The sequence below is a fragment of the Gordonia sp. L191 genome (assembly GCF_030077625.1).
GTDB classification, from domain to species: domain Bacteria; phylum Actinomycetota; class Actinomycetes; order Mycobacteriales; family Mycobacteriaceae; genus Gordonia; species Gordonia polyisoprenivorans_A.
Window position 1 is genome coordinate 2,028,980 of the sequence record NZ_CP125996.1, and the last position, 21,458, is coordinate 2,050,437.

The window sequence follows — 21,458 nt, forward strand, 5'->3', positions numbered from 1 at the left end:
GGCGATGACCAGTGGCCGCCACCGATAGAGATGCTGATCCGACACGACTAAGGTGAGCACCGTGACACGTCGTACCAAGATCGTCTGCACCCTGGGTCCCGCCACCAACTCCGAGGAGCGTCTCAAAGAGCTCGTCGAGGCGGGCATGGATGTGGCTCGACTGAACTTCAGCCATGGCAGCCATGAAGACCATCGCACCGTCTACGAGCGTGTGCGTCGCGCAGGCGATGCCGCGGAGAAGGCCGTGGGCATACTCGCCGACCTGCAAGGACCCAAGATCCGACTCGGCAAATTCGTCGACGACGGCGCACTCAACGGCCAGGTCGTGTGGGCCACCGGAGAAGAGGTCCGCATCACCGTCGACGACGTCGTCGGCACCCACGACCGCGTCTCGACCACCTACAAACAACTCGCCGAAGACGCCGAAGCCGGAGACCGCCTCCTCGTCGACGACGGCAAGGTCGGACTGAAGGTCACCGCCATCGACGGCAACGACGTCGTCTGCGTGGTCACCGAAGGCGGTCCGGTCAGCAACAACAAAGGCCTGAACCTGCCGGGCGTCAAGACCTCGATCCCCGCCCTGAGCGACAAGGACATCGCCGACCTCGAGTTCGCACTCGAACTCGGCGTCGACCTCGTCGCCCTCTCCTTCGTGCGCAGCCCGGCCGACATCGAACTCGTCCACGAAGTGATGGACCGCGTCGGCCGACGCGTCCCGGTAATCGCCAAACTGGAAAAGCCCGAAGCCGTCGACAACCTCGAAGCCATCGTGCTGGCCTTTGACGGCGTCATGGTCGCCCGCGGTGACCTGGGCGTCGAACTGCCGCTCGAGCAGGTTCCCCTCGTGCAGAAGAAGGCCATCCAGATGGCTCGCGAGAACGCCAAACCGGTGATCGTGGCCACCCAGATGCTGGACTCGATGATCGAGAACTCCCGGCCCACCCGCGCCGAGGCCTCCGACGTCGCCAACGCCGTCCTCGACGGTGCCGACGCCGTGATGCTCTCCGGCGAGACCTCCGTCGGCAAATGGCCGATCGAGACCGTGCAGACCATGACCCGCATCTGCGTGGCCGTCGAAACCGGCTCACGTGACGTGCCCCCGCTCTCCCACGTTCCCCGCACCAAACGCGGCATCATCTCCTACGCCGCACGCGACATCGGAGAACGCCTCGAGGTCAAGGCCATGGTGGCGTTCACCCAGTCCGGCGACACCGTCCGCCGACTGGCGCGGCTGCACTCCCGCCTGCCGCTGCTCGCGTTCACACCCACCCAGGCCGTACGCAGCCAACTCGCCCTGAGCTGGGGAACCGAGACCTTCATCGTCGATCACGTCGACACCACCGACCACATGATCGACCAGGTCGACCACCAGCTGCTGCGCATCGGTCGGCTCAAGGACGGGGACGTCGTCGTCATCGTCGCCGGCGCGCCGCCCGGCACCGTCGGATCGACCAACATGATCCACGTCCACCGGATCGGCGAACAGGACCACTGAGTTGTTGGCGCGGACTCCGTCCGCGCGTGCCCTGCGAGCTGGAGGCACCGCGCCTTCCTCCTCATCGCCCTGTCGCTTCGCTCCTCGCTCGTCGCCGTGCAGGCACGGCGCGCCCGGTGAGCGGGGGGTGAGCCGCTGACGCGGGTCCACCCACTCGTTCGTGCAGGCGTGGCGCGCCCGGTGAGCGGTGGGCTGTGCGCGCCGCGGTCCCGGTGACCGCCGGACACGCGGGGGTCCCTAGTCTGTTCGCATGACTGCGGACCCCACCAGCGACCTCGGCAAGCTGCTCGAACTGCTCGACGTCGAGCAGCGCGACGCCGACCTGTTCATCGGGCAACACCCCGAACAGAAGACGGCGCGGACCTTCGGTGGGCAGATGCTCGGTCAGGGTGTGGTGGCGGCAGCACGCACCCTGACCCGCGGCACTCCGCCGGTCCATGCCCTGCACGCGCACTTCATCCGCGGCGGCAACGTCAACGAGCCGATGGAGTACCACGTCGACCGGTTCCGGGACGGCAAGTCCTTCGCGAATCGGCAGGTCACCGCCAAACAGCATGGTGAAGAGATCTTCACCATGCTGGTGGCGTTCCAGGACAACTCGGCCGGTCTCGAGCACGCGGTGGAGATCCCGCAGGTGCCCTATCCGGAGGAATTGCCGCCCCTCGGTGAGCATTTCAAGGGTTTCGAGGACCGGATCGCGACGTTCGTCGACGCACTGCACCCCATCGACATCCGATTCGCCAACGACCCGTCGTGGAAGATGCGTGAGGCGGGGGAGAAGCTGCGCGACAACCGCGTGTGGATGAAGACCGACGGCCAGATGCCCGACGACCCGATCATGCATGTGGCCGCCATGTGCTACGCCTCCGACACCACCGTCCTCGACTCGATCATCACCACACACGGCTTGTCGTGGGGCATCGATCGACTCTTCGCGGCCACCGTGAACCACTCGATGTGGTTCCACCGCGACTTCCGCTTCGACGAGTGGATGCTCTACGCGACCCGGTCTCCGGTGGCAACCGGATCGCGCGGGATGGGCTCGGGACGGTTCTGGATGAGGGACGGAACGCTGGCCACCTCCGTCGTGCAGGAAGCGCTCATCAAGTACTTCCCGCCCAAGAAGTAGCCTGCGCCGTCCCACTGCACCGGCGTGAAACCCCGGGCGGAGCTGCCGACTTTACCTTCTCATTACCTTTTCCGCCGATCGGCTGTGCGCTCCGACGCCCGCGGCTAGTGTGATGTGCGTCATCACCCACACCAGTCTCGTCGGGGGTCATCCATGTCCGAATCCGATCCGATTTTCTTCCCACACGAGAGTGGCCGCGAGGTGGCCACCCTGCCCGAGGCGTTCCAGGCGACGGTCGGTATGCGTCCGACCGCGATCGCGCTGCGCACCGTCGGCGGCATCCGGGAGATCTCCTGGGCCGAATACGGACGCCGGGTCGAGGCGATCGCCCGCGGTCTGGCCGCACTCGGTGTCGGCCCCGGCGACACCGTGGGCATCATGCTGACCAACCGGCCGGAGTTCCATCTCGTCGACACCGCAGCGCTGCACCTCGGTGCGGTGCCGTTCTCGATCTACAACACCAGCTCCCCGCAACAGATCGAGTACCTGTTCGGCAATGCCGGCAACGCCGTCGTCGTCACCGAGCAGATATTCGTCCCGGCGGTCCGCGCCGCATCCACCGCGGTGACCACCACGATCGTGGTGGACGGGCCGGCCACCGGCGCGATCACGCTGGACGACGTAGAGCAATCGGGCGCAACGGATTTCGATTTCACGGCCGCATGGCAGGCGGTACGGCCCGACGATCTGGCCACCATCATCTACACCTCGGGCACCACCGGTCCGCCCAAGGGTGTCGAGATCACCCACCGCAACATCATCTCCGAGTTGACCTCACTGGCCGAGGTCGTCGACGTCGGCTTCGACGACCGCGTCATCTCCTATCTGCCCGCCGCACACATCGCCGACCGGGTCTCTTCGCATGCGGCCAACATGGTGCGCGGTATCCAGGTCACCACCGTCCCCGATCCGCGGGAGATCGCTGCCGCGCTCCCCGAGGTGCGTCCGACGTTCTTCTTCGGGGTGCCCCGCGTCTGGCAGAAGCTCCGGGCTGGCATCGAGGCCAAACTCGCCGAGGAAACCAGCCCGGTCAAGAAGAAGCTGGGTGCCTGGGCGATGAAAACCGGTGCTGCAGCAGCGCAAGCGCAGCTCGACGGCCGCGCGCCGAACGCGATCGCTGGCGCCCAGCACGCCCTCGCCGACAAGCTCGTCCTGCAGAAGGTGCGGTCGGCGATCGGCATGGACCAGCTCACCTTCGCCGGGTCGGGTGCCGCTGCGATACCGCCGGAGGTGCTGCAGTTCTTCCTCGGCCTGGGGATACCGGTGCTGGAGGTGTGGGGCATGTCGGAGACCACCGGCGTCTCGACGATGACCACGCCGGAGAACATGAGGATCGGAACCGTCGGCAAGCCGGTGTCGGGTGTCGAGGTCACCCTCGCCGACGACGGGGAACTGTTGATCCGGGGGCCGGTGGTCATGCGCGGCTATCGCAAACAGCCCGACAAGACGGCCGAGACGATCGACTCCGACGGGTGGCTGGCCACCGGTGACATCGCCGAGATCGACGCGGACGGCAACGTGCGGATCGTCGATCGCAAGAAGGAACTCATCATCAACGAGTCCGGAAAGAACATGTCGCCCACCAACATCGAGAACGCACTGAAAGCGGCGTCCTCGTTGATCGGTCAGGTCGTCGCGATCGGGGACGCCAAACCGTTCGTGTCGGCGCTGCTCGTACTCGATCCCGACGCAGCGGCCGCCCGTGCGAAAGCGCTGAACATGCCCGACGCCGACGTCGCAGCCCTCACCGGGCATCCGCAGGTTGTCGAGGAGGTCATCGGCGCGGTTCGACTCGGCAACGGTCGACTCTCCCGTGTCGAACAGGTCAAACGATTCACCATCGTGCCCGAGGCGTGGGAGCCGGGCGGCACCGAACTCACCCCCACGATGAAGTTGCGGCGCAAGCCCATCGCCGACAAGTACGCCGAGCACATCGAGTTGCTCTACGCCGCCGACGCCGGTGAGGGCGTGATCGACCTTCGCTGAACGGCCACGGCAGCGCCCCACACCACCAGATACAGCGTCATGCCGCCGATCTGAATGCGTTGTGCGAGCCCCAGCAGCCAATCGCCGGACAGGTTGTCGGCGGCCAACATCCAGACCGTCGCGACAGAGATGACCACCAGGATCGTCAGGCCGACCAGACGCAGCACCGGCCAGATCGGCGTCCGCCAGGCCGCGACCACGCCGAGGATCATCGCGATGAAGATGGCGAACACCGCCACACTGCTGGTGAAGGCATGGATGTGATGCAGTTGGGGCAACAGCCCGCTCGGCTCTGACGGGCAATTCGGGTCGACGTGCGGAATGCACTCGATGGGCGACAACGCATCGGTGATGGTGGACACCCCGAACACCGCGAGCGATACGAGCGCACCTCGGGCGAAGCCGCCGGCCAAGGCGGGACGAGGAACGAACGCCAGCACCCCGGCAAGCATGGCGCACACCGCGGTGATGACATCGCCGTACACGTAGACCAGGCGATGCGGGCGGTGCTCCGCGTCGAGTTCACTCATGAAGCTGCGCAGCGGGTCGAGAGGCGAGGCCCAGAAGAACTCCAGAACCCACGACGAGTAACAGACGCCTGCGGCGGCGATGAGGATGCCGACGACGATCAGGCGCGGCGACAGCTCCCGGACAGACAGCACCTCGTCAGGTTATGTCATCGGTGTTCACCCACTGTCGACGCCACGTTCGCCGGTCGCATGCCGTATCGACGTCCGCCCCGAACCAGCATGCGAATCCGGCCAAGATGGCGACGGTGCGTACGGTGCGGGAGATCTCACGTCACTGAAGGCTGGCACGCGCTCCCCGGCGAGTCAGGCGACCTGGCGATCGGCGGAGTGGACGTCGTGCAGTTGTCCGGCCGGGTCGACGACCATGATCACCGGGCCCATCGTGTCGGTGGCGCGTTCGATCAGCTCGTCGATCTGCGTCGGATCGGCCGGATCGCAGACGACCGCCCAGACCCGGTCGTGGACGGCGGCGTCCACATAGGAGACGAGGTCGCGGGTGTGGCGTCCGGCGACCACGGCGTTGCGGCCCGAGCGCAGGACCTGGTCGATGACGGCGCGAGACCGCAGCGAACCGTCGGTGACGACGAGGACGGTGTCGGTGTAGGCGTGCTTCGTGGTGTGCATACCGATCATCACACTGCGCGTAGCTGGGACGGCACCGCGATCACGCTGGCAGTTGGCTGGACGTCGCGTGGTGGGTCGCCGTGGCGGTACAACGGGGTGATCAACGATCAGGGAATCGCGAAGGCTGCCAACAGCATTTGTGCACAGGTGTCGACCAGTCGCCGGCGATCGGCGGTTGCCGGGCGAGCCAGGGCCACGCGGAGACACAGGCTCGCGGTGGCACCCATGGTGAGGAACACCAGATCGTCGAGCTCCGCGGGCGACAGATCCGGGCGCAAGCGCGTCGGGAGGATGCGTCCCAGCGGGATCAGCGGCGCCTCGATCTGCGCCCATGCCGACCCGAACTCTGCGCTGTCACCTGCCAGCGAGGCCGCGATCACCGGCGCGTGCCGCTCGAACGAAGAAGTGAGGGCATCGACCACGGTGGTGATCGCGGCGAGTGGTTCGGCGTCGATCGCCTGTCCGATGCCGACGGCGAGGTCCGTGCTGATCTGCTGGATCGCTTCCTGCCGGAGATCGAACAGGATGTCGCCGACGTCGGCGAAGTAGCGATACACCGTCCCGATGCTGACATCGCAGTGATCTGCGATGTCCTGGGTTGTCGGGAGACTGTCGGGCCGCTCGGCGAGCAACGTCGTGGTCGCGTCCAACAGGCGCCTGCGCATCGCGATGGCACGCGGCTGACGCGGCGCGACGCGCGTGCGGGCGCCCGTGGCGGAGCGGGCAGGGGTTCGGGCCATGAAATGAACGGTAAGTGAGGATTCCTCGTGTTTGCCTGGTGTCATGACTCTTGTGCCGCCCACCGAGCTCGTGAACACCGACCGAGCCCGCGCGTTGTACGGACACGCGGGAGACACCTGGATCGCCGCCATGTGGCGTGCCGATGATCTCGCCGACGCCGTCGTCGCCGAACGGGGGTCCGCCGCTCTGATCCACCCGGCTCTCGCCGACGGCATCGGCTCCCTGACCGGCGCGCCACCGGCACTGGTAGCGCTGTTCGATTCGCTCGAGCGCGAGCCCGACTGGCTCGACCACGATCGTTGCGACCGCGCCGCCGACGCCCTCGTGCGGCACTTCCCGGCCATGGCTATCGTGCTGGCGGCGGCCTCGTTGCTGCGCGGCGCGGGCAACAGTATCGCGGGCAAACCGTTGTCGCTGACCGGGCGGTACTCGACGATGCCGGGCGTGCGTTCGGTGGAGGTCGGCGAATGGTTGCGCCGGGTGCTGACGACGGGTGGGATGCGGCGCGGCGGTGAGGGTTTCGCCTACACGGTGCGGGTGCGGATGATCCACGCGCACGTCCGGGCACATCTGCTGCGCACTGGCTCGTGGGAGCATGAGGCGTGGGGCGTCCCGATTCCGCAGCCGTACATGGCATTCACGCTCGCCGAGTTCGGGCACATCGCGATCGAGGCGATGGGCACGCTCGGGGTACGTTTCACCGCAGACGAACTCGACGACATCTATCACCTGTGGCGTTACGTGGGTCATGTGATCGGCATGGACGACAACCTGAATCCCCGAAACGAGGCCGATCACCGGCGGATCGAGGAACTGTACCGATTGACCTCGCCCGGCCCCGATGCCTACGACCGCGAATTCGTCACCGCGCTCAACGCCGACTATCTGATTCCCGAGTTCGCCAACACCATGTCGTTGCCGCAGCGGTGGCGGGTGCCGGTCGCCACGGCCGTCATGGAGGGATACGAGCGGGTCTTCCTCGGTGACGCCGACGCCGACGCGCTCGGCATCCGTCGTCGCCGGATCGCCCGGCTGCTACCCCGCTTGTCCGGGATCATGCATCTCATGACCCGTGCACAGATCCGCCGCGCCGGTGGACTCGAGGAGTTCACCCGCCGCGCCTATACCGACCGGGACTCCGAGATGGCGCGCATGCGTGCCGCTTACGCGATGACCCACGACATGGTCGATACCGCGCCGGACCGGGTGTCCGTCTGATCGACGCCCGTATGAAGCCCGGTCTGCCCGCCGCCGATCGCGACCACCGCGCCCGCAGCGTGGAGGCGCTCGAGGTGCAACTGCGCGGTCCGACGCTCCACCGATCGCACCCACGGGGCCTCGACATGTGGCCGATACACCAGCCGGTGTGCCACGATCTCGTCGAAAGTCCTTGGCTGTCGCAGGAACTCGAGTAGCCGTTCCTCGCGCTCGAGGATCCGGTCGCGATAGGCCGCGAGGCGCGTGCCGAACTCGGAGCGCCCGGACACCACACCTTTGTGGTGGAAGGTTCCGTACCAGCGGGCGTCGATCCCGCCGACCCGGTCGATGGAGGCGAGGAAGTCATCGAGACTGGACCCGAGATCGCCGTACATCGGCCCGAACGACGTCAGGTCGATGTCGGCGACGTAGAGAAACCCGGCAGGCTCGATCAGCACGCCGCAGTGACCGGCGGTGTGTCCGGGCAGGTGGATGACCGTTGCGGTCTGGTCGCCGAGGTCGAAGGTGTGGCCGTCGGTCACACCCACGACGCCGTCACGCACGGCCGGCAGGTGGTAGTCGTCGGTCATCACCGTGGTCATCGCGTCGCGGAGATCCGGGTCGAGCCCGTAGCCGGCGATGAGGGTGTCGAGCGAGCCGACGGCGGCCGCGTCGTGACGGTGGGCGAAGGTGTCGGCGGTGAAGTGCCGCAGCCCGGCGATGTGGTCCTCGTGCGCGTGACTGATCATCACCGCGTCGGCGCCGACGGGGTCGTCGTCGAGGGCGAGTGACGGATCGATCACCAGCACCGCGTCCGATCCGCGGACCACGACGGTGTTGCCGTACGGTACGACGCCGCCGTTGTCCGCCGTCAGTACATCGACCGCACCGAAAGCGTTGACACTGTACATTTTTCAGCTCTGAGCGGTCAGGGAGGCGACCACGCCGCCGTCCACGAGCAGGTCGGTGCCGGTGACGAACGACGATTCGGGGCCGAGGAGGAAGGCCGCCGCGGCGGCGATGTCAGACGCGGTGCCCACCCGTCCGGTGCCCGAGCCCTCGATCATCGACCGCATCGTCTCCCCGCTGGCGCCGGCGAGTTCCTGGCGACCCATCGCCGTGGCGATCACTCCGGGAGAGATGCTGTTGATCCGGGCGCCGCGGGCACCCCAGGTGCGGGCTGCCGCGCGCACGCGGATGTGGTTGGCCTGCTTGGCGATCCCATATGCCAGTGCCGGATTCGAGGCGACGTCACCCTGCAGGAAACCCAAGCCGAGCAGGTCCTCTGCGGCGGTGGCGGCCAATGCCGCGGCCTGATCGGCCGGCAGCGGCCCGAACATGTGCCCGGCCATGCTCGCGATCACCACACCCGCACCGCCGGGGGCGATGACCTCGCCGAAGACGTCCAGCGACAGGGCGACCCCGAGGAGATCGACTCGCAGGATCGCCTCCGCGCTCGCCTGCACCGGCGACAAACCGGCCGTGTGGACGACCTGTTCCACCGCGCCGAGCCCGGATGCGTGCTCGGCCAGCGCCCGCAACGAATCCGCCGACGCCACATCGACCGGATGGCCGGAAACGTCGAACCCTTCGCCGTCGAGAGTGTCGACCTGCGCGTCGAGAGCGGTCGCATCGGCATCGGCGAGCACCACCCGTCGTCCGCCACCCTGTCGGCGCGCGATGGCCACACCCATGCCCCCGGTTCCGACGACGACCACGACACTGCGGCTCATTGCAGACCCTCTCACCGTTGACTTCAGATCACCTGGTGTTGCCGAATCTTCCGGCCCCCGGCGGGGATGTCAAGGGGCGGGGTGCCGAGGGCGATGTCCCCGACCGTGGAGCTCGCCGCGACCGCGAGGGCGTTGCGAGAGGGCGGATACGCTGGCACTCATGCCTGTGGTGTCCTCCGATGACCGGTGCCCGTGTACCTCCGGGCTGACTTTCGGCGAGTGCTGCGGACCGCTTCTCGAAGGTCGGCGGCGCGCACCGACAGCACAGGCATTGATGCGGTCACGATTCACCGCGTTCGCCGTCGGTGATCGGGAGTACCTGCTCGCCACGTGGCATCGACGCACCCGCCCCGACGATCTCGAGCTCGACGACGAGATCGACTGGTATCGCCTCGACGTCACCGAGACCTCCGGTGGTGGTCCGTTCGACGACGCTGGAGAGGTGGCCTTCGTCGCACACCACCGAATCGATGGAGCGCGCCGGACGATGTCCGAACACAGTCGCTTCGTCCGACAGAACGGCCGCTGGTACTACGTCGATGCGCTGGCGTGAGGTGATCGGTCGCGACGGCCGCGGCGAAGATTCAGATCTCCTCGGCCAGCACGGATGACGCGATGCGGAATGCGGAATTGGCATCGGGCACCCCGCAATAGATGGCGCTCTGCAGGATGACCTCCTTGATCTCATCGACCGTGAGTCCGTTGCGGCGGGCGGCGCGGATGTGCATGGCGAGTTCTTCGTGATGGCCGCGCGCGATCAACGCGGTGAGCGTGATCATCGACCGGCTGCGACGGTCCAGTCCGGGCCGCGTCCAGACCGTTCCCCAGGCATAGCGGGTGATGAACTGCTGGAATTCCTCGGTGAGGTCGGTGCTGGCGGCGTTCGCCCGATCGACATGGGCGTCGCCGAGAACCGCACGGCGGACCGCCATTCCGGCGTCGTAGGGATCGGTGTACGGATCGGTCACGGGCTGACTCCTTCGAGGTAGCGGTGTGCGCGCGCCACGACGTCGTCGACCAGGGCGGCGGTGGCGCCGAGATAGTCCGGCGACGCCGCGTGCCCGGCCAGACGCGACATGGTCTCCTGCTCGGTCAGAATGCCTTGGGCCGAGACGAGATTGGCCGCGGCGCGGTCGGGATGGAACTGTAAACCGGTCAGCAACTGCGCGGCCTGGGCGGCGGCGGTGACGGTGTGACGGCTCAGGGTGCGCAGCGTCGACCACTCGGCGTGCCACCCTCCGTCGGAGCGTTCGTCGATGCTCGCCGCCGACGCGGCATGCAGGGTCGCGGCGAGGCCCGGTGCGACCAGCGCGGCCCGTCGGAGCAAGACCGTGAGGACGGGATTGTTCTTGTGCGGCATCGTCGACGACCCGCCACCTCCGCCCTCGGTGAACTCGCCGATCTCGGGACGTCCGGCGATCGCCAGGTCGCCTGCGAGGTGGCCCCATGCGTCGCAGCAGGTCGCCAGGGCGTCGCCGATGCGGGTGACGGGGGCGCGTGTGGTGTGCCACGGCGGCGAATCGGCCAGACCGACGGTGTCCGCCGCTGCGGACACCAGTGCACGCGCGGCCTGCACCGAACCGGCCAATTCGACCTGCGCCGCGAGAGTGCCTGCGGCGCCGCCGATCTGGACGGGAATCGGAGGGAGGGCGGCCAGGGTGTCGGCGGCGTCGAGGATGGCGGTGAGCCAGACGCCGAACTTGCGGCCCGCGGTGCCCGGCAGTGCGGGCTGGGTCAGGGTGCGGGTGAGCAGGGGAGCGTCACGGTGCGCGTCGATCAGTGCCAGCAGCGCCCGCACCTGCGACCGCACCTGCTGCTCGATGCGGTGCAGGACGTCACGCACACTCATCATGAGTGCCGTGTCGAGGGTGTCCTGACTGGTCAGTCCGCGATGCAGCCACGCCGAAGCGGCGCCGCCGGTGCGCGAGCGCAACAACGACACCAGGCCGCTGACGGGATTGCCGTCGGCCTCGGCATCCACGGCGATGGTCGTGAGATCGTCCGCCCCGACGAGTGGACGGAGGTCTGCTGCCGCCTCCGCCGGCGCCACACCGTTGCCGACAAGTGCTGCCAGCCAAGCATTCTCGACCTCGATGAGGGCACGAAGGAGTGCTTCGTCGCTCATCAGGTCGCCTGCGCGGTGATCACCCGGCCAGAACAGATCGCTCAACGTCTATTGCCCCGGGTAGTGGAGAAAGACGGTCTCGTCGGCGCCCTGTAGGCGCAGGTCGAAACGGAATCCGTCGGTGTCGGCCGCGGCGATCAGGGTGGCGCGCCGGTCCGTGGGCACGCCGGCGAGGAAGGGGTCGGCCTCGGCGAGTGGACCTGGCAGATAGGCGCGGGTGAACAGCCGGTGCAGCAGGCCGCGACCGAACACGGTGATCAGGAAGTAGGGTGCCGCGCCGTCGATCGGTCCGGGTTGGACTGTGCTGAACGAGTATTCGCCGGCGTCATCGGTGGCGCAGCGTCCCCAGCCGGTGAAGGTCCACCCGTCTCGGCGTAGCGATCCGGCTCGCTGCACGACGGTCCCGTCGGCGTCGGCCTGCCAGAGTTCGAGCAGTACATCCGGGATGGGTTGGCCGTCGCCGTCGGTGACGAGTCCGTGTAGGCGGATCGAGCCGGGGGAGCGTGGCGGCACCAGCTCGTTGTCACCTTCGAACGGCAGTGCATACCCGTAGAACGGCCCGATGGTCTGAGCGGGTGTGGGCGGCAGCAGGGCGGTCATCAGTTCTCCTCGTCGTCGAGCGGGGTGCGATTGCTGCCGGTGAGCACGATGTCCCAACGGTAACCGGTGGACCATTCGTGACTGGTGACGTCGTGATCGTAGGCGGCGACGAGTCGCTCGCGTGCCTTCGCGTCGACGATCGACTGATAGATCGGGTCGAAGGGGAACAGCGGGTCGCCCGGGAAGTACATCTGCGTGATCATCCGCTGCGTGAAATCGGTTCCGAACAGCGAGAAGTGGATGTGCGCGGGCCGCCACGCGTTGTGGTGATTCTTCCACGGATAGGGGCCGGGTTTGATCGTGGTGAAGCGGTAGTTCCCGTCCTCGTCGGTCAGGCAGCGTCCGACGCCGGTGAAGTTGGGGTCGATCGGCGCGTGGTGCTGGTCCCGTTTGTGGATGTAGCGCCCGGCCGAGTTCGCCTGCCAGATCTCCACGAGTTGGCGACGCACCGGCCGGCCCTGACCGTCGAGTACACGACCGGTCACCACGATGCGCTCGCCGATCGGCTCGCCGCGATGCGCGATCGTGAGGTCAGCTTCGAGCTTGTGGACATCACGTTCCCCGAACACCGGCGAGCACAGTTCGAGGGTCTCCGGATCGGCGTGGTGCGGGTCCTTGGTCGGATGGCGCAGCAGGCTGCTGCGATACGGCGGATAGTCCAGACGCGGCTGGGTCTCCTCGACGCCGGCGTGCTGATACGCGGTCTCGATCGCGGTGATCTCACCACTGATCTCCCGCTGGCTCGCCGACGCGCTGTCGGGGTTGGTGTTGAGGGCTGTCATGTGGATCACAGTAGGTCGGCCGAGGCGATCCGGGAAAGGGTAGGCTTCCGCTGAGCGGAAAGCCTCTGTCGGAAGGAGCTCCCCATGGCCGGCAACACGTCCGTCGCCGGGGCCACCGTCACCTCGCGGGTCCTGGCGATCATCGGGGCATTCGACGAGCGCCATCGGGTGCTCACGCTCAGCGAGCTCGCCCGGCGATCGGGGCTGCCTGTGGCGACCACGCACCGACTCGCGGCCGAACTCGTCGTCGGGGACGCGCTGGCACGTCGTCCCGACGGCCGGTTCGTGGTCGGTCGACTCCTGTGGGAGGCCGGCCTGCGGGCACCGGTCTCCGGCCGACTCAAGCAGGTCGCGGAGCCGTTCCTGCACGACGTCTATGCGGCGACGCTGGCGACCGTGCACCTCGCCGTCCGTGACGGAGCCCAGGTGCTCTACGTGGAGCGGATGGCCGGGCGCGCCTCGGTGCCGATCGTCAGCACCGTCGGCAGTCGACTTCCGTTGCACTGTACCGGCGTCGGCAAGGTGCTATTGGCGCATGCGCCGGATGATGTTGTCGCAGAATCGATGTCGACACTGGTGCGGATCACCCCGCACACGATCACCTCACCGGAGGTCCTTGCACGTCAACTCGAGGACATCCGGGTACGCGGATACGCCACCACCAGCGAGGAGATGTCGCCGGGAGCCTGCTCGCTGGCAGTGCCGGTGATGCCGGTCAGCGATCCGGCGTCGGTGGTCGCGGCCATCGGGGTCGTGGTACCCACGCTCAAACGAGACCGCAATCGGCTGCTCGCGGCTCTGCAGGTCGCCGCCAGTGGTATCGGGCGGCACCTGTGATCGCGGCACGAGCCGCGGTCGCAGTGTGGCGGCGCTTCGGACACACCCAGGGTGTCCTCACGCATTGCCGTGTCGCAGAATCCATTCGATCAACGGTGTGGTGGTCCGCCAGTCGACCCGAATGCGGTCGACGAGATCGACGGTGTGGATGACCGGATCGAATCCGTAATCCCGCATGACCGTGATCGTCTTATGGCGCAGGAGATCGATCCGCGGATGATCCCGGTCGAATCCCCGCGGCGCGGTCTTGAGCTTGTCGCCGCCGACTTCCCAACCGGCGTCGGACAACTCATCGACGATCCGCTCCAGCTCGGTTCCGCTGCGCTCGTTGACGATCGCGGCGCGGATGGCGGTGAGCCGATCGGCCGAGGTGTCGTAGATACCCCCGCCGACCCGGACCCCGGGCGCCCCGATCTGCACGTAGTACCCGGTGGCCGGGGCGACCGCGACGTATGCGCCCTGATGGGTCTTGTAGGGCGACTTGTCCTTGGCGAATCGCACGTCCCGATACGGCCGGAACAGCTTGGCCTCGCCGAACTCGTCGGCGAGGTCTGCGGTCAGCGCAGCCATCGGCTCGGCCACGGCCGAGGCGTACGTGGCCTTGTGCGCCGCCCAGAACGCCTTCGTGTTGTCGATCTCGAGATCGTCGTAGAAGTCCAACGCAGCCTCGGGAAAACCTGTGAAGCCCATGACGTCAGCTTAGGACGCCGACCCGGAGCCCGATGGTCACAGTCGTGCGAGCTGGTCGATGTCGTCGAGGAAGTCCGCGACCACATCGGAGGCGACGGTCGCCCGCGTCGCCGAGAGGGCGTTGAGGTAGTCCGCGGTGGACGGGCCGTCGGAGTCCTCCGGCGCGTCGTCGCGCAGAGCCCGTTCGAGGGCGTCCTGCGCTGCTCGCCGGGCCGCGTACTCGATATCGGCAGGTGTCAGACCGTCGCTGGCCACCACGAGGCGTTCCACGTCGACCCCACGAGCCGCGGGCGGCAGATACCTACTCCAGATGGCCGCCCTCGCCTCCCGGTCGGGCAGACCGATCGGGATGACGTAGTCGAAGCGTCCGTGCCGCAGGAACGCGGTGTCGAGGGCACGAATGAAATTCGTCGCGCAGATCAGCAATCGTCCTGGACTGGAACGAAACTCGGGAATGAGCTTGAGCAATTCGATGGTCACGCCCTGTCCGGCATGGGCAGGTTCGCCGGTGCGCCGGGACGCGATCTCCTCGACCTCGTCGATGAACACGACCACCCGGTTGATCTCGGCGATTCGACCGAAGGTGTCTCGTAGTCCTGATGCGAGCCCACCTCCGTCCCCGGCCAGCCGAGAGGGGAAGACCTCGACGAACGACCAGCCGAGCCGTGCGGCGACCGCCTTGGCGAAGGTGGTCTTCCCGGTTCCCGGTGGCCCGAACAGAATCACCGCCCGGGGCGGCACGACACCAACCGCACGGCGAGATCGGGCCGGTCGAGTGGGGTGATCAGACGCAGTTCGAGCAGTTCCTTTCCCGGTGCATGCCGCCGACGGCAGTCCACAGATCCGGTGGAAGAGTGTGGCCGCCCAGCTCACGGAGCACGGCGAGCTCGTGCGCACTGACGGTGACCATCCGCTCCAGATATCGCAGGTTCTCCCGCGCGGAGAAGCCCTCCCGCACGTAGTCGTCGAATCGTGCCTCGTCGCTGGACACGATCGCCGAGAGACGGTCGAGTCCGAGCGGCCCCATCTTGCGAGCCAGATGATTCACCAAAGCGCTTGCCACCGTGGAATCGTGACGACTCGGTGTCACGCCGAAGAACACGATCCACCCCTGAGCGTGCGCGGCCCGGCCGACGATTGCGCCGACGACCGTTTCGTTGTCGTCGACAGCCACCAGAGCATGGTCCTCACGGCAGGAGGCGAGCACCTCCGAGAGTGAGTAGACGGCGTCGGCGGGCCGCGTCACGGTCCTCTCCCAGAGATCGACGATCCCGTCGATGTCTCCCGGGTGGAAATCCCGGGTGTGCGGCGGTGGCGGTGTGGGGTCATCGCTGATCGTGGAACTCATGTTCTGCCTTCCGCTGTGTCGATGAATCGCCACAGCCTAGGGGTTACCCGCGGGTTGGACCAGCGAATTCCGAGGTGCCCGGAGAGCGGCATTCGTGCTGGTGGGCGGTGTCGCGACGAGGAGCCGGACCGTCGGCGTTTCGGGTGGGACGGCCCCATGGGTCGAAAGATGTGCTCATAGTGGAGGTGAGGGCTGTGCCGTTCGGGCATGCCCCATTCGAGGAAGGATCACCGATGGCACTCGATGACGACGACATCACCAGCTCCGGCGCCGGCGGTGAGGGACCGGCCGACGGCGGCTCCAACCCGGATGGCCATGACGGCGGAGCGGACGGCACCGCCGGTGGCGGCGAGGGGCCTGCCGACGGCGGCTCCAACCCGGACGGCCATGACGGTGGCGCCGATGGCACCGCCGACGGTGAAGGTCCGGCCGACGGCGGCTCCAACCCCGGTGGTCACGACGGTGGAGCTGACGGAACTGCCTGAACGACAGTGATGTTGGAACGCTGCATCGCGATCGATCCCGATGTCTTCGCTCGCGAGCATTGGGGTCGATCGCCGTTGCTCAGTCGCGCCGAGAACCTACCGCGCGACTTCGCCGACCTACTCTCGCCGGGCGCCGTCGATGAACTCGTCGCCGAGCGCGGCGTCCGCACGCCATTCATCCGCATGGCCAAGGAAGGCACGCTGCTCGCCCGCGAGAACTATGTGGGTCCGGCGGGCTTCGGTGCCGAGATGCCCGACCAGGTGGACTCGGCAAAGGTGTTGGCGCAGTTCGCCGAAGGAGCCACCATCGTCCTGCAGGGGTTGCACCGCCTGTGGCCCCCGGTCATCGACCTCGTGCGCGGCCTCGTCGACGATCTCGGTCACCCGGTGCAGGCCAACGCCTATGTGACTCCGCCCAGCAATCGTGGCTTCGATCCCCACTATGACGTCCACGATGTGTTCGTTCTCCAGATCTCCGGCGAGAAACGGTGGACCGTGCACGCGCCGGTGCACCTCGATCCGGTGGACTCGCAACCATGGACCGATCATCGCGACGACATCGAACGGCGGACGGATGACCCGCCCGTCATCGACACCGTCTTGCGCAGCGGCGATGCGCTCTATCTACCCCGGGGCTGGGTCCATTCGGCCCGAGCACTGGGGTCCACGTCGATTCATCTCACCATCGGCACCGCCGCACTGACCGCGCTCGACGTCCTCGGAGCAGTTGTCGATGAGCTCACGGAGGTACGCGAGCTGCGCGAATCCTTGCCCATGGGAATAGATCTCACCGATCCCGACGCCACCGCGACGCTGGTCTCCAAGACACTGGCCGCAGCACTCGAGATCGTGCGGGACCGCTCCTCGGAGATCGAGGTGGGGGCCGCCGGCGTGCTCGCCCGCAGGTACGCCGATCGCACTCGGCCGGCACCCGTACGTCCCCTCGCGACGTTGGAGGCGCTGTCATATCCGGCATCGGTGGGGACGGCGCGGTGGAGACAGGGGCTCGCGGGAGCGGTGACCGAGGTGGCCGGCCGCGTTGAACTCCGCCTACCGGATCGGACCGTGAGTTTCCCCGGATTCTGCGCCGACGCGCTCACCGAGGTGCGTCGCGGGGGTGTGGTGCGCAGCGACCGGCTACCGGGACTAGACGCCGCCGACGGAGAGGTCCTGCTGCGCCGACTGCTTCGCGAAGCCGTCGTCGTACCGGTGCCCAGAAGTCCTGAGACAGAACGGGAGTCATGACCGATCGCCACCCGTGCAGCGACCAGTCCCTCGCGCGCAACGACCCGATGTACGGCACGGCTTCGGCGGGCTCCTCGTGGCTGCTGCTCGAACTCTCCGGTCCGTGGGGGCCGTCGGCGTTTCTCACCTCGCCGTCGGTGCTCGATCCCGACCTGGGGCGTGCCATCGTGCGCCGCGCCGAGTCGGCGGGAATGCGAATTGTCGCGATCCGTAGGCCGGGCCGACGACCAGCGACACCGCGCTGGCGGTGGTTCGTCGTTGATGCGCGTCCCGGACACGAATCGGTGCGCCGCGGCGAGGTATCGGATCCGACCGGTTACCTGGACCTGGCGCTCGACGGATCGGCCGGTGAGATATCCGGAGATCCCGTCGTCGCGGTCTGCGCCCATGGCAAACACGATCAGTGCTGTGCGGTGCGCGGTCGCGCGGCCACCGCCGCGATCGCCGAGGCGTATCCCGAATGGACGTGGGAATGTTCGCATCTGGGTGGTGATCGGTTCGCTGCGACGATGCTCGTGTTCCCGCACGGATTGAGTTACGGACGGGTCGACACGGCACCCGATCCCGCGATGGTGATCCGGCGCCACTCCGAGGGACGGCTGGTCGACTCACTGCTTCGTGGTCGCACATCGCTGCCGCACGCGGTGCAGGCGGCACAGCATTTCGTGCGTGATCGGACCGGAGACGATCGGATCGACGCGCTCGATCCGCTCGACGTCCGGCACGACGATCACCGGATCACGGTGACCCTGACCGGTCCGCACGGGCCGATCGAGGTCGTGCTCGCCGAACAACTGACCGATCCGCTCTACTCCAATTGTTCTGCGCGCGCGGCGGGGCGGGTGCGCCAGTTCGTGTTGGTGTCGATCGCGGGGTCGGCGTCGTCGGACCGTTCAGATTCCGGCGAGTTCGCGTGACTCGCCGAGTTCCATCGTCTCCAGCGGTGTCGCGGTCAGTGAGTTCTCACCCAAGAACCTGGCGGTCGTCGACTTGCCCGCATCGCTGAGCATCAGGTCGTGAATGGCGATGCTGCGCTCCGGTTTCACCGCCCGCACATAGTCGATGGCCTGCTCGGTGGAGATCCACGGACCACTCACCGGTAGAAGCAGGGTGGTGATCGGTCGTCCCGGATTCAGATAGGCGTCACCGGGATGGAAGACCGTACCGTCGATCAAGAAACCGATGTTGTCCACCGAGGGGATCTCGGGATGGATCACCGCGTGATCGGTGACGAACGCCTCGACCGTGAATCCGCCGACGTCGAGTGTCTGATTCGTCGAGATCACATGTACCCGGTCGGCGACCTCCGAGAGGGATTCGGCGATCGAGGCGGGGCCGTAGAGGTGCAGTTCGAGGCGATCACGCAGGGCCGCAAGGATTTTCTCGGCATCGAAATGGTCGAAGTGCTCGTGGGTGATCACGACGGCGTCGGCGTCGGCCAACAACTCCGCCGTGTTCGGCGTGAAGGCGCCGGGATCGACGAGAAGCGTCGAACCGTGATCGGTCAACGTGATGGTGGCGTGGGTGTGCTTGGTGAGGAGCATGGCGACCTCCGATGATCGGAAAGCTGGTGGGACCGCCATCGACACTACTTTCGTGCACAAGGCTGTCGAGTGCCGGCCCGGCCGACGAGAAGGTGTGCGATACGGACAAATGACTGGAAAAGGGTTAGGGTAAGCGCTTTTTCGTCATCGTCGTCAGTATGTCCGACCGACGTCGGGCGCCGGCGGTTGTGAGAGGATCGGACGATGAACGACGCGGGCGACGCACGGCGTGTCCGACCGGGTCGCGGTGGCCGGGCCCGCGGCCGTCGAGGTCCGGTGACGATTGTCATCGGCCTGATGATCCCGGTGATCGTGACGGGATGTCTGATCGCCGGGGGAATTAGTATGGTCACCGCGGCGACGACGTGCGCCGGAGAGACGATGACCACCACCGAGGAATGTGTGCACTTCGGCCGGGACGGTGAGGAACTCATCGACAAGGGCCATCCGTTCCCGCCGCATGCGTCCGACGTGACCGACCGGAATCACGAGGCGAGAACGAACCGGGTGTTCGGCGGATTGCTCATCGCGGTCGGGGTGGGCTTCGGCGCGTTCTACCTGACGACAGTGGGTCGGCCGCTTCTGCAGGCCTATCGGCGGCGGCGTAAGCGACGGGGCTGACACCCTCATAGAGGGTCGGTCCCGGGCGTGGTCACGTCGGTGATGCCGGGAAAGCGTACTTTACGACTCGTTTACTTTCGGTGACATCGTCGACCCATCACCGGCCTAGTCTCACCACTGCGTACACCGTCGGTACGCCTTGTCCAGTGAGATGAAACAGTTCGTGTGCCGGGAGGTCCGATTTGTCAACTGAGGTCACCGACGCCATCACCACGATGGGGTCGGTCAACAACGAATTCTTCTACTGGGTGTCCATCGCATTGATGATGTTGATCCACGCCGGATTCCTGGCGTACGAGGTGGGCGCCTCGCGGTCGAAGAACGTGCTGGCCACCGCCATGAAGAATCTGCTCGCCTTCGCCACCATCGTGGCGTCGTTCTACTTTGTCGGGTGGTTCCTCTACAACGCGATGCCCAGCGGTTTCATCGAGTTCAACGACGCCGCGAAGGCCGCGCTTCCGTGGAGCGACAACATGGGACCCAACGTCGAGGACTCGGCCAGCGGCATCTTCTGGGGTGCGTTCGCCCTGTTCGCCGCGACGACCGGCTCCATCATGTCCGGAGCGGTGTTGGAGCGAATCCGCACCAGCGCTTTTCTCGTGCTCACCGTGCTCGTCGGTTCGGTGGTGTGGATCATCGGCGCGGCGTGGGGTTGGCATGGCGCCGGGTGGATGCTGACGAAGCTGGGGTTCCACGATGTCGGGGCCGCGGGCTGCGTCCACATGATTGCCGGATTTGCCACTCTCGGAATACTTCTCAACCTCGGACCACGCATCGGAAGGTTCCGCGCCGACGGGTCGGCGGTCACCATCCGGCCCCACAACCTGCCGTTGACGATGGTCGGGCTGATGTTGATCTTCACCGGGTTCTTCGGTTTCCTCATGGGCTGTGTCATTTACGGGCCCGGCGGCTACGCGACGATCTACGGAAGTCCGACCACCTTGTCCGCGTTCGCCTTCAACACGTTGATGGGCCTGGCCGGTGGCATCATCGGTGCGTATCTGACGTCGCGCGGCGAACCCTTCTGGACCATTTCCGGCGGGCTGGCCGGAGTGATCGGCGTCGCCTCGGGCATGGACCTCTATCACCCGGCACTGGCGTTCATCATCGCGCTGGGCGCCGGAGCGCTGATCCCGTTCATCGGAAAACTGTTGGAGAAGTTCAAGATCGACGACGTCGTCGGTGCGGTGTCGGTCCACGGCGGTATCGGACTGTATTCGGTGATCATGGCCGGGGTGTTCCTGGCCGGCTACCCCAACACCGACGGCAACCCGTCGATCTCGTTCTGGGGGCAGATCGTGGGCGCGCTGACCTTCGTCGCGCTCGGATTCATCCCCGCCTATCTGGTGTCCCTTGCCCTCAAAAAGGTGGGGATGCTGCGTATTCCGCCCGAGGTGGAGGAGCAGGGTCTCGACCTCACCGAGGTTCCCGCCACACCGTATCCCGAGGGCATTCCGGTCACCGTCATGCGCAACACCGACGAGTTGCTCGTCGCCACCGAGGAGGTCAAGTAGATGTTCAGTCCCATTGATTCCTACGACGGGGCCTCGGTCGTGTTCACCTTCGGCGGGTTCTCCGTCGGGGTGTGGATCGTCTTCGTGCTCGCGGTGCTGCTCTTCGTCGCGTTCTTCGTCCGCATGGTGCGTCACGAGAATCACGCGTACAAGTCGATCATCGAGAACACGCCCGTGGAGAAGGGGCCGGCGGCCGAAGGAGAACCGCCGGCCTACTGACCCCGTGGCCCGT

General features: G+C 66.8%; 25 protein-coding genes. 12 read left to right on the forward strand and 13 right to left on the reverse strand.

The features are described from left to right. The first annotated feature begins 61 nt into the window (after positions 1-61). The 3 genes from pyk to QNM97_RS09110 all read left to right on the forward strand — a co-directional run bounded on the left by pyk (position 62) and on the right by QNM97_RS09110 (position 4,610). On the forward strand, positions 62-1,495 hold the full coding sequence (gene pyk, locus QNM97_RS09100) for a pyruvate kinase (protein WP_283822453.1): 1,434 nt from the start codon (positions 62-64) through the stop codon (positions 1,493-1,495). Positions 1,496-1,745: 250 nt separating this feature from the next. After that, the gene (locus tag QNM97_RS09105; RefSeq protein WP_283822454.1) at positions 1,746-2,624 is read left to right on the forward strand and encodes an acyl-CoA thioesterase; all 879 of its coding nucleotides are present in this window, start codon (positions 1,746-1,748) and stop codon (positions 2,622-2,624) included. A 153-nt stretch (positions 2,625-2,777) separates the two neighbouring features. After that, positions 2,778-4,610, forward strand: a complete 1,833-nt coding sequence (locus tag QNM97_RS09110; RefSeq protein WP_283822455.1) for an AMP-dependent synthetase/ligase — start codon at positions 2,778-2,780, stop codon at positions 4,608-4,610. Here the strand turns inward: QNM97_RS09110 and QNM97_RS09115 are convergent. The 3 genes from QNM97_RS09115 to QNM97_RS09125 form a co-directional block, all read right to left on the reverse strand. Next, positions 4,568-5,272: a DUF998 domain-containing protein gene (locus QNM97_RS09115; RefSeq protein ID WP_283822456.1), complete on the reverse strand. Its 705-nt coding sequence runs from the start codon at positions 5,270-5,272 to the stop codon at positions 4,568-4,570. The two genes, QNM97_RS09110 and QNM97_RS09115, sit on opposite strands and share 43 nt — an antisense overlap. 171 nt (positions 5,273-5,443) lie before the next feature. Further along, the gene (locus QNM97_RS09120; protein WP_283822457.1) at positions 5,444-5,764 is read right to left on the reverse strand and encodes an SDR family oxidoreductase; all 321 of its coding nucleotides are present in this window, start codon (positions 5,762-5,764) and stop codon (positions 5,444-5,446) included. Positions 5,765-5,871: 107 nt separating this feature from the next. Then, a complete protein-coding gene (locus QNM97_RS09125; RefSeq protein ID WP_283822458.1) occupies positions 5,872-6,504 on the reverse strand; it encodes a TetR/AcrR family transcriptional regulator in 633 nt (210 codons plus the stop codon). Positions 6,505-6,547: 43 nt separating this feature from the next. On the opposite strand from QNM97_RS09125, the gene QNM97_RS09130 reads away from it, so the two are divergent. Continuing rightward, the gene (locus QNM97_RS09130; RefSeq protein ID WP_283822459.1) at positions 6,548-7,723 is read left to right on the forward strand and encodes an oxygenase MpaB family protein; all 1,176 of its coding nucleotides are present in this window, start codon (positions 6,548-6,550) and stop codon (positions 7,721-7,723) included. On the opposite strand, the gene QNM97_RS09135 is transcribed toward QNM97_RS09130, so the two are convergent. Continuing rightward, positions 7,669-8,613 (reverse strand): MBL fold metallo-hydrolase, encoded by a 945-nt coding sequence (locus tag QNM97_RS09135; RefSeq protein WP_283822460.1) that lies wholly within the window; start codon positions 8,611-8,613, stop codon positions 7,669-7,671. The genes QNM97_RS09130 and QNM97_RS09135 overlap by 55 nt on opposite strands. Before the next feature lie 3 nt (positions 8,614-8,616). Continuing rightward, the gene (locus QNM97_RS09140; protein WP_283822462.1) at positions 8,617-9,435 is read right to left on the reverse strand and encodes an SDR family oxidoreductase; all 819 of its coding nucleotides are present in this window, start codon (positions 9,433-9,435) and stop codon (positions 8,617-8,619) included. 160 nt (positions 9,436-9,595) lie between these two features. On the opposite strand from QNM97_RS09140, the gene QNM97_RS09145 reads away from it, so the two are divergent. Then, the gene (locus QNM97_RS09145) at positions 9,596-9,988 is read left to right on the forward strand and encodes a YchJ family protein (RefSeq protein WP_283822463.1); all 393 of its coding nucleotides are present in this window, start codon (positions 9,596-9,598) and stop codon (positions 9,986-9,988) included. Positions 9,989-10,019: 31 nt separating this feature from the next. Here QNM97_RS09145 and pcaC read toward each other — a convergent pair whose 3' ends face one another. From pcaC to pcaH, 4 genes are read right to left on the reverse strand one after another with little or no spacing between them, the layout of a single operon-like run. Beyond that, positions 10,020-10,367, reverse strand: coding sequence for a 4-carboxymuconolactone decarboxylase (gene pcaC, locus QNM97_RS09150; RefSeq protein WP_283823148.1), 348 nt, complete (start codon positions 10,365-10,367; stop codon positions 10,020-10,022). Positions 10,368-10,399: 32 nt separating this feature from the next. Next, positions 10,400-11,605: a lyase family protein gene (locus tag QNM97_RS09155; protein ID WP_283822464.1), complete on the reverse strand. Its 1,206-nt coding sequence runs from the start codon at positions 11,603-11,605 to the stop codon at positions 10,400-10,402. A gap of 3 nt (positions 11,606-11,608) precedes the next feature. Further along, positions 11,609-12,160, reverse strand: coding sequence for a protocatechuate 3,4-dioxygenase subunit alpha (gene pcaG / locus QNM97_RS09160; protein ID WP_208791536.1), 552 nt, complete (start codon positions 12,158-12,160; stop codon positions 11,609-11,611). After that, the gene (pcaH, locus tag QNM97_RS09165; RefSeq protein ID WP_283822465.1) at positions 12,160-12,942 is read right to left on the reverse strand and encodes a protocatechuate 3,4-dioxygenase subunit beta; all 783 of its coding nucleotides are present in this window, start codon (positions 12,940-12,942) and stop codon (positions 12,160-12,162) included. Before pcaH ends, pcaG begins: the two co-directional genes overlap by 1 nt. A gap of 84 nt (positions 12,943-13,026) precedes the next feature. On the opposite strand from pcaH, the gene QNM97_RS09170 reads away from it, so the two are divergent. Then, entirely contained in the window at positions 13,027-13,779 is a 753-nt protein-coding gene (locus QNM97_RS09170) for an IclR family transcriptional regulator (RefSeq protein ID WP_208791534.1), read from the forward strand. 57 nt (positions 13,780-13,836) lie between these two features. Here QNM97_RS09170 and QNM97_RS09175 read toward each other — a convergent pair whose 3' ends face one another. Genes QNM97_RS09175 through QNM97_RS09185 form a run of 3 tightly spaced genes read right to left on the reverse strand, consistent with a single transcriptional unit; the run spans position 13,837 to position 15,817 of the window. Further along, the gene (locus tag QNM97_RS09175) at positions 13,837-14,469 is read right to left on the reverse strand and encodes a DUF2461 domain-containing protein (protein WP_283822466.1); all 633 of its coding nucleotides are present in this window, start codon (positions 14,467-14,469) and stop codon (positions 13,837-13,839) included. 36 nt (positions 14,470-14,505) lie between these two features. Next, the gene (locus QNM97_RS09180) at positions 14,506-15,210 is read right to left on the reverse strand and encodes an ATP-binding protein (protein ID WP_283822467.1); all 705 of its coding nucleotides are present in this window, start codon (positions 15,208-15,210) and stop codon (positions 14,506-14,508) included. Between the two features lie 43 nt (positions 15,211-15,253). Continuing rightward, positions 15,254-15,817: a GNAT family N-acetyltransferase gene (locus QNM97_RS09185; protein ID WP_283822468.1), complete on the reverse strand. Its 564-nt coding sequence runs from the start codon at positions 15,815-15,817 to the stop codon at positions 15,254-15,256. 233 nt (positions 15,818-16,050) lie between these two features. Here QNM97_RS09185 and QNM97_RS09190 point away from each other — a divergent pair, with 233 nt between their 5' ends. From QNM97_RS09190 to QNM97_RS09200, 3 genes are read left to right on the forward strand one after another with little or no spacing between them, the layout of a single operon-like run. Further along, positions 16,051-16,302: a BatC protein gene (locus QNM97_RS09190; RefSeq protein WP_283822469.1), complete on the forward strand. Its 252-nt coding sequence runs from the start codon at positions 16,051-16,053 to the stop codon at positions 16,300-16,302. 9 nt (positions 16,303-16,311) lie between these two features. Beyond that, positions 16,312-17,547: a cupin domain-containing protein gene (locus QNM97_RS09195; protein ID WP_283822470.1), complete on the forward strand. Its 1,236-nt coding sequence runs from the start codon at positions 16,312-16,314 to the stop codon at positions 17,545-17,547. Continuing rightward, complete coding sequence (locus QNM97_RS09200) at positions 17,544-18,464, forward strand: ferredoxin family protein (RefSeq protein WP_283822471.1); 921 nt, start codon at positions 17,544-17,546, stop codon at positions 18,462-18,464. Before QNM97_RS09195 ends, QNM97_RS09200 begins: the two co-directional genes overlap by 4 nt. Here the strand turns inward: QNM97_RS09200 and QNM97_RS09205 are convergent. Further along, positions 18,441-19,130, reverse strand: coding sequence for an MBL fold metallo-hydrolase (locus tag QNM97_RS09205; RefSeq protein ID WP_283822472.1), 690 nt, complete (start codon positions 19,128-19,130; stop codon positions 18,441-18,443). The genes QNM97_RS09200 and QNM97_RS09205 overlap by 24 nt on opposite strands. A 237-nt stretch (positions 19,131-19,367) precedes the next feature. Here QNM97_RS09205 and QNM97_RS09210 point away from each other — a divergent pair, with 237 nt between their 5' ends. The 3 genes from QNM97_RS09210 to QNM97_RS09220 all read left to right on the forward strand — a co-directional run bounded on the left by QNM97_RS09210 (position 19,368) and on the right by QNM97_RS09220 (position 21,445). Then, complete coding sequence (locus tag QNM97_RS09210; protein ID WP_283822473.1) at positions 19,368-19,712, forward strand: hypothetical protein; 345 nt, start codon at positions 19,368-19,370, stop codon at positions 19,710-19,712. 182 nt (positions 19,713-19,894) lie between these two features. Then, positions 19,895-21,226, forward strand: coding sequence for an ammonium transporter (locus tag QNM97_RS09215; protein WP_283822474.1), 1,332 nt, complete (start codon positions 19,895-19,897; stop codon positions 21,224-21,226). Beyond that, on the forward strand, positions 21,227-21,445 hold the full coding sequence (locus QNM97_RS09220) for a hypothetical protein (protein WP_283822475.1): 219 nt from the start codon (positions 21,227-21,229) through the stop codon (positions 21,443-21,445). Positions 21,446-21,458 lie beyond the last annotated feature (13 nt).

Excerpts from the sequence above, each read along its gene's own strand:
- pcaH (WP_283822465.1), bottom strand. The coding sequence starts at position 12,942 with ATGACAGCCCTCAACACCAACCCCGACAGCGCGTCGGCGAGCCAGCGG.
- QNM97_RS09185 (WP_283822468.1), bottom strand. The coding sequence starts at position 15,817 with ATGAGTTCCACGATCAGCGATGACCCCACACCGCCACCGCCGCACACC.
- pcaC (WP_283823148.1), bottom strand. The coding sequence starts at position 10,367 with ATGGCGGTCCGCCGTGCGGTTCTCGGCGACGCCCATGTCGATCGGGCG.
- QNM97_RS09200 (WP_283822471.1), top strand. The coding sequence starts at position 17,544 with ATGACCGATCGCCACCCGTGCAGCGACCAGTCCCTCGCGCGCAACGAC.
- QNM97_RS09105 (WP_283822454.1), top strand. The coding sequence starts at position 1,746 with ATGACTGCGGACCCCACCAGCGACCTCGGCAAGCTGCTCGAACTGCTC.
- QNM97_RS09125 (WP_283822458.1), bottom strand. The coding sequence starts at position 6,504 with ATGGCCCGAACCCCTGCCCGCTCCGCCACGGGCGCCCGCACGCGCGTC.
- QNM97_RS09220 (WP_283822475.1), top strand. The coding sequence starts at position 21,227 with ATGTTCAGTCCCATTGATTCCTACGACGGGGCCTCGGTCGTGTTCACC.
- QNM97_RS09140 (WP_283822462.1), bottom strand. The coding sequence starts at position 9,435 with ATGAGCCGCAGTGTCGTGGTCGTCGTCGGAACCGGGGGCATGGGTGTG.
- pcaG (WP_208791536.1), bottom strand. The coding sequence starts at position 12,160 with ATGACCGCCCTGCTGCCGCCCACACCCGCTCAGACCATCGGGCCGTTC.
- QNM97_RS09120 (WP_283822457.1), bottom strand. The coding sequence starts at position 5,764 with ATGCACACCACGAAGCACGCCTACACCGACACCGTCCTCGTCGTCACC.
- QNM97_RS09170 (WP_208791534.1), top strand. The coding sequence starts at position 13,027 with ATGGCCGGCAACACGTCCGTCGCCGGGGCCACCGTCACCTCGCGGGTC.
- QNM97_RS09110 (WP_283822455.1), top strand. The coding sequence starts at position 2,778 with ATGTCCGAATCCGATCCGATTTTCTTCCCACACGAGAGTGGCCGCGAG.
- QNM97_RS09130 (WP_283822459.1), top strand. The coding sequence starts at position 6,548 with ATGACTCTTGTGCCGCCCACCGAGCTCGTGAACACCGACCGAGCCCGC.
- QNM97_RS09190 (WP_283822469.1), top strand. The coding sequence starts at position 16,051 with ATGGCACTCGATGACGACGACATCACCAGCTCCGGCGCCGGCGGTGAG.
- QNM97_RS09195 (WP_283822470.1), top strand. The coding sequence starts at position 16,312 with ATGTTGGAACGCTGCATCGCGATCGATCCCGATGTCTTCGCTCGCGAG.
- QNM97_RS09205 (WP_283822472.1), bottom strand. The coding sequence starts at position 19,130 with ATGGCGGTCCCACCAGCTTTCCGATCATCGGAGGTCGCCATGCTCCTC.
- QNM97_RS09175 (WP_283822466.1), bottom strand. The coding sequence starts at position 14,469 with ATGGGCTTCACAGGTTTTCCCGAGGCTGCGTTGGACTTCTACGACGAT.
- QNM97_RS09135 (WP_283822460.1), bottom strand. The coding sequence starts at position 8,613 with ATGTACAGTGTCAACGCTTTCGGTGCGGTCGATGTACTGACGGCGGAC.
- QNM97_RS09145 (WP_283822463.1), top strand. The coding sequence starts at position 9,596 with ATGCCTGTGGTGTCCTCCGATGACCGGTGCCCGTGTACCTCCGGGCTG.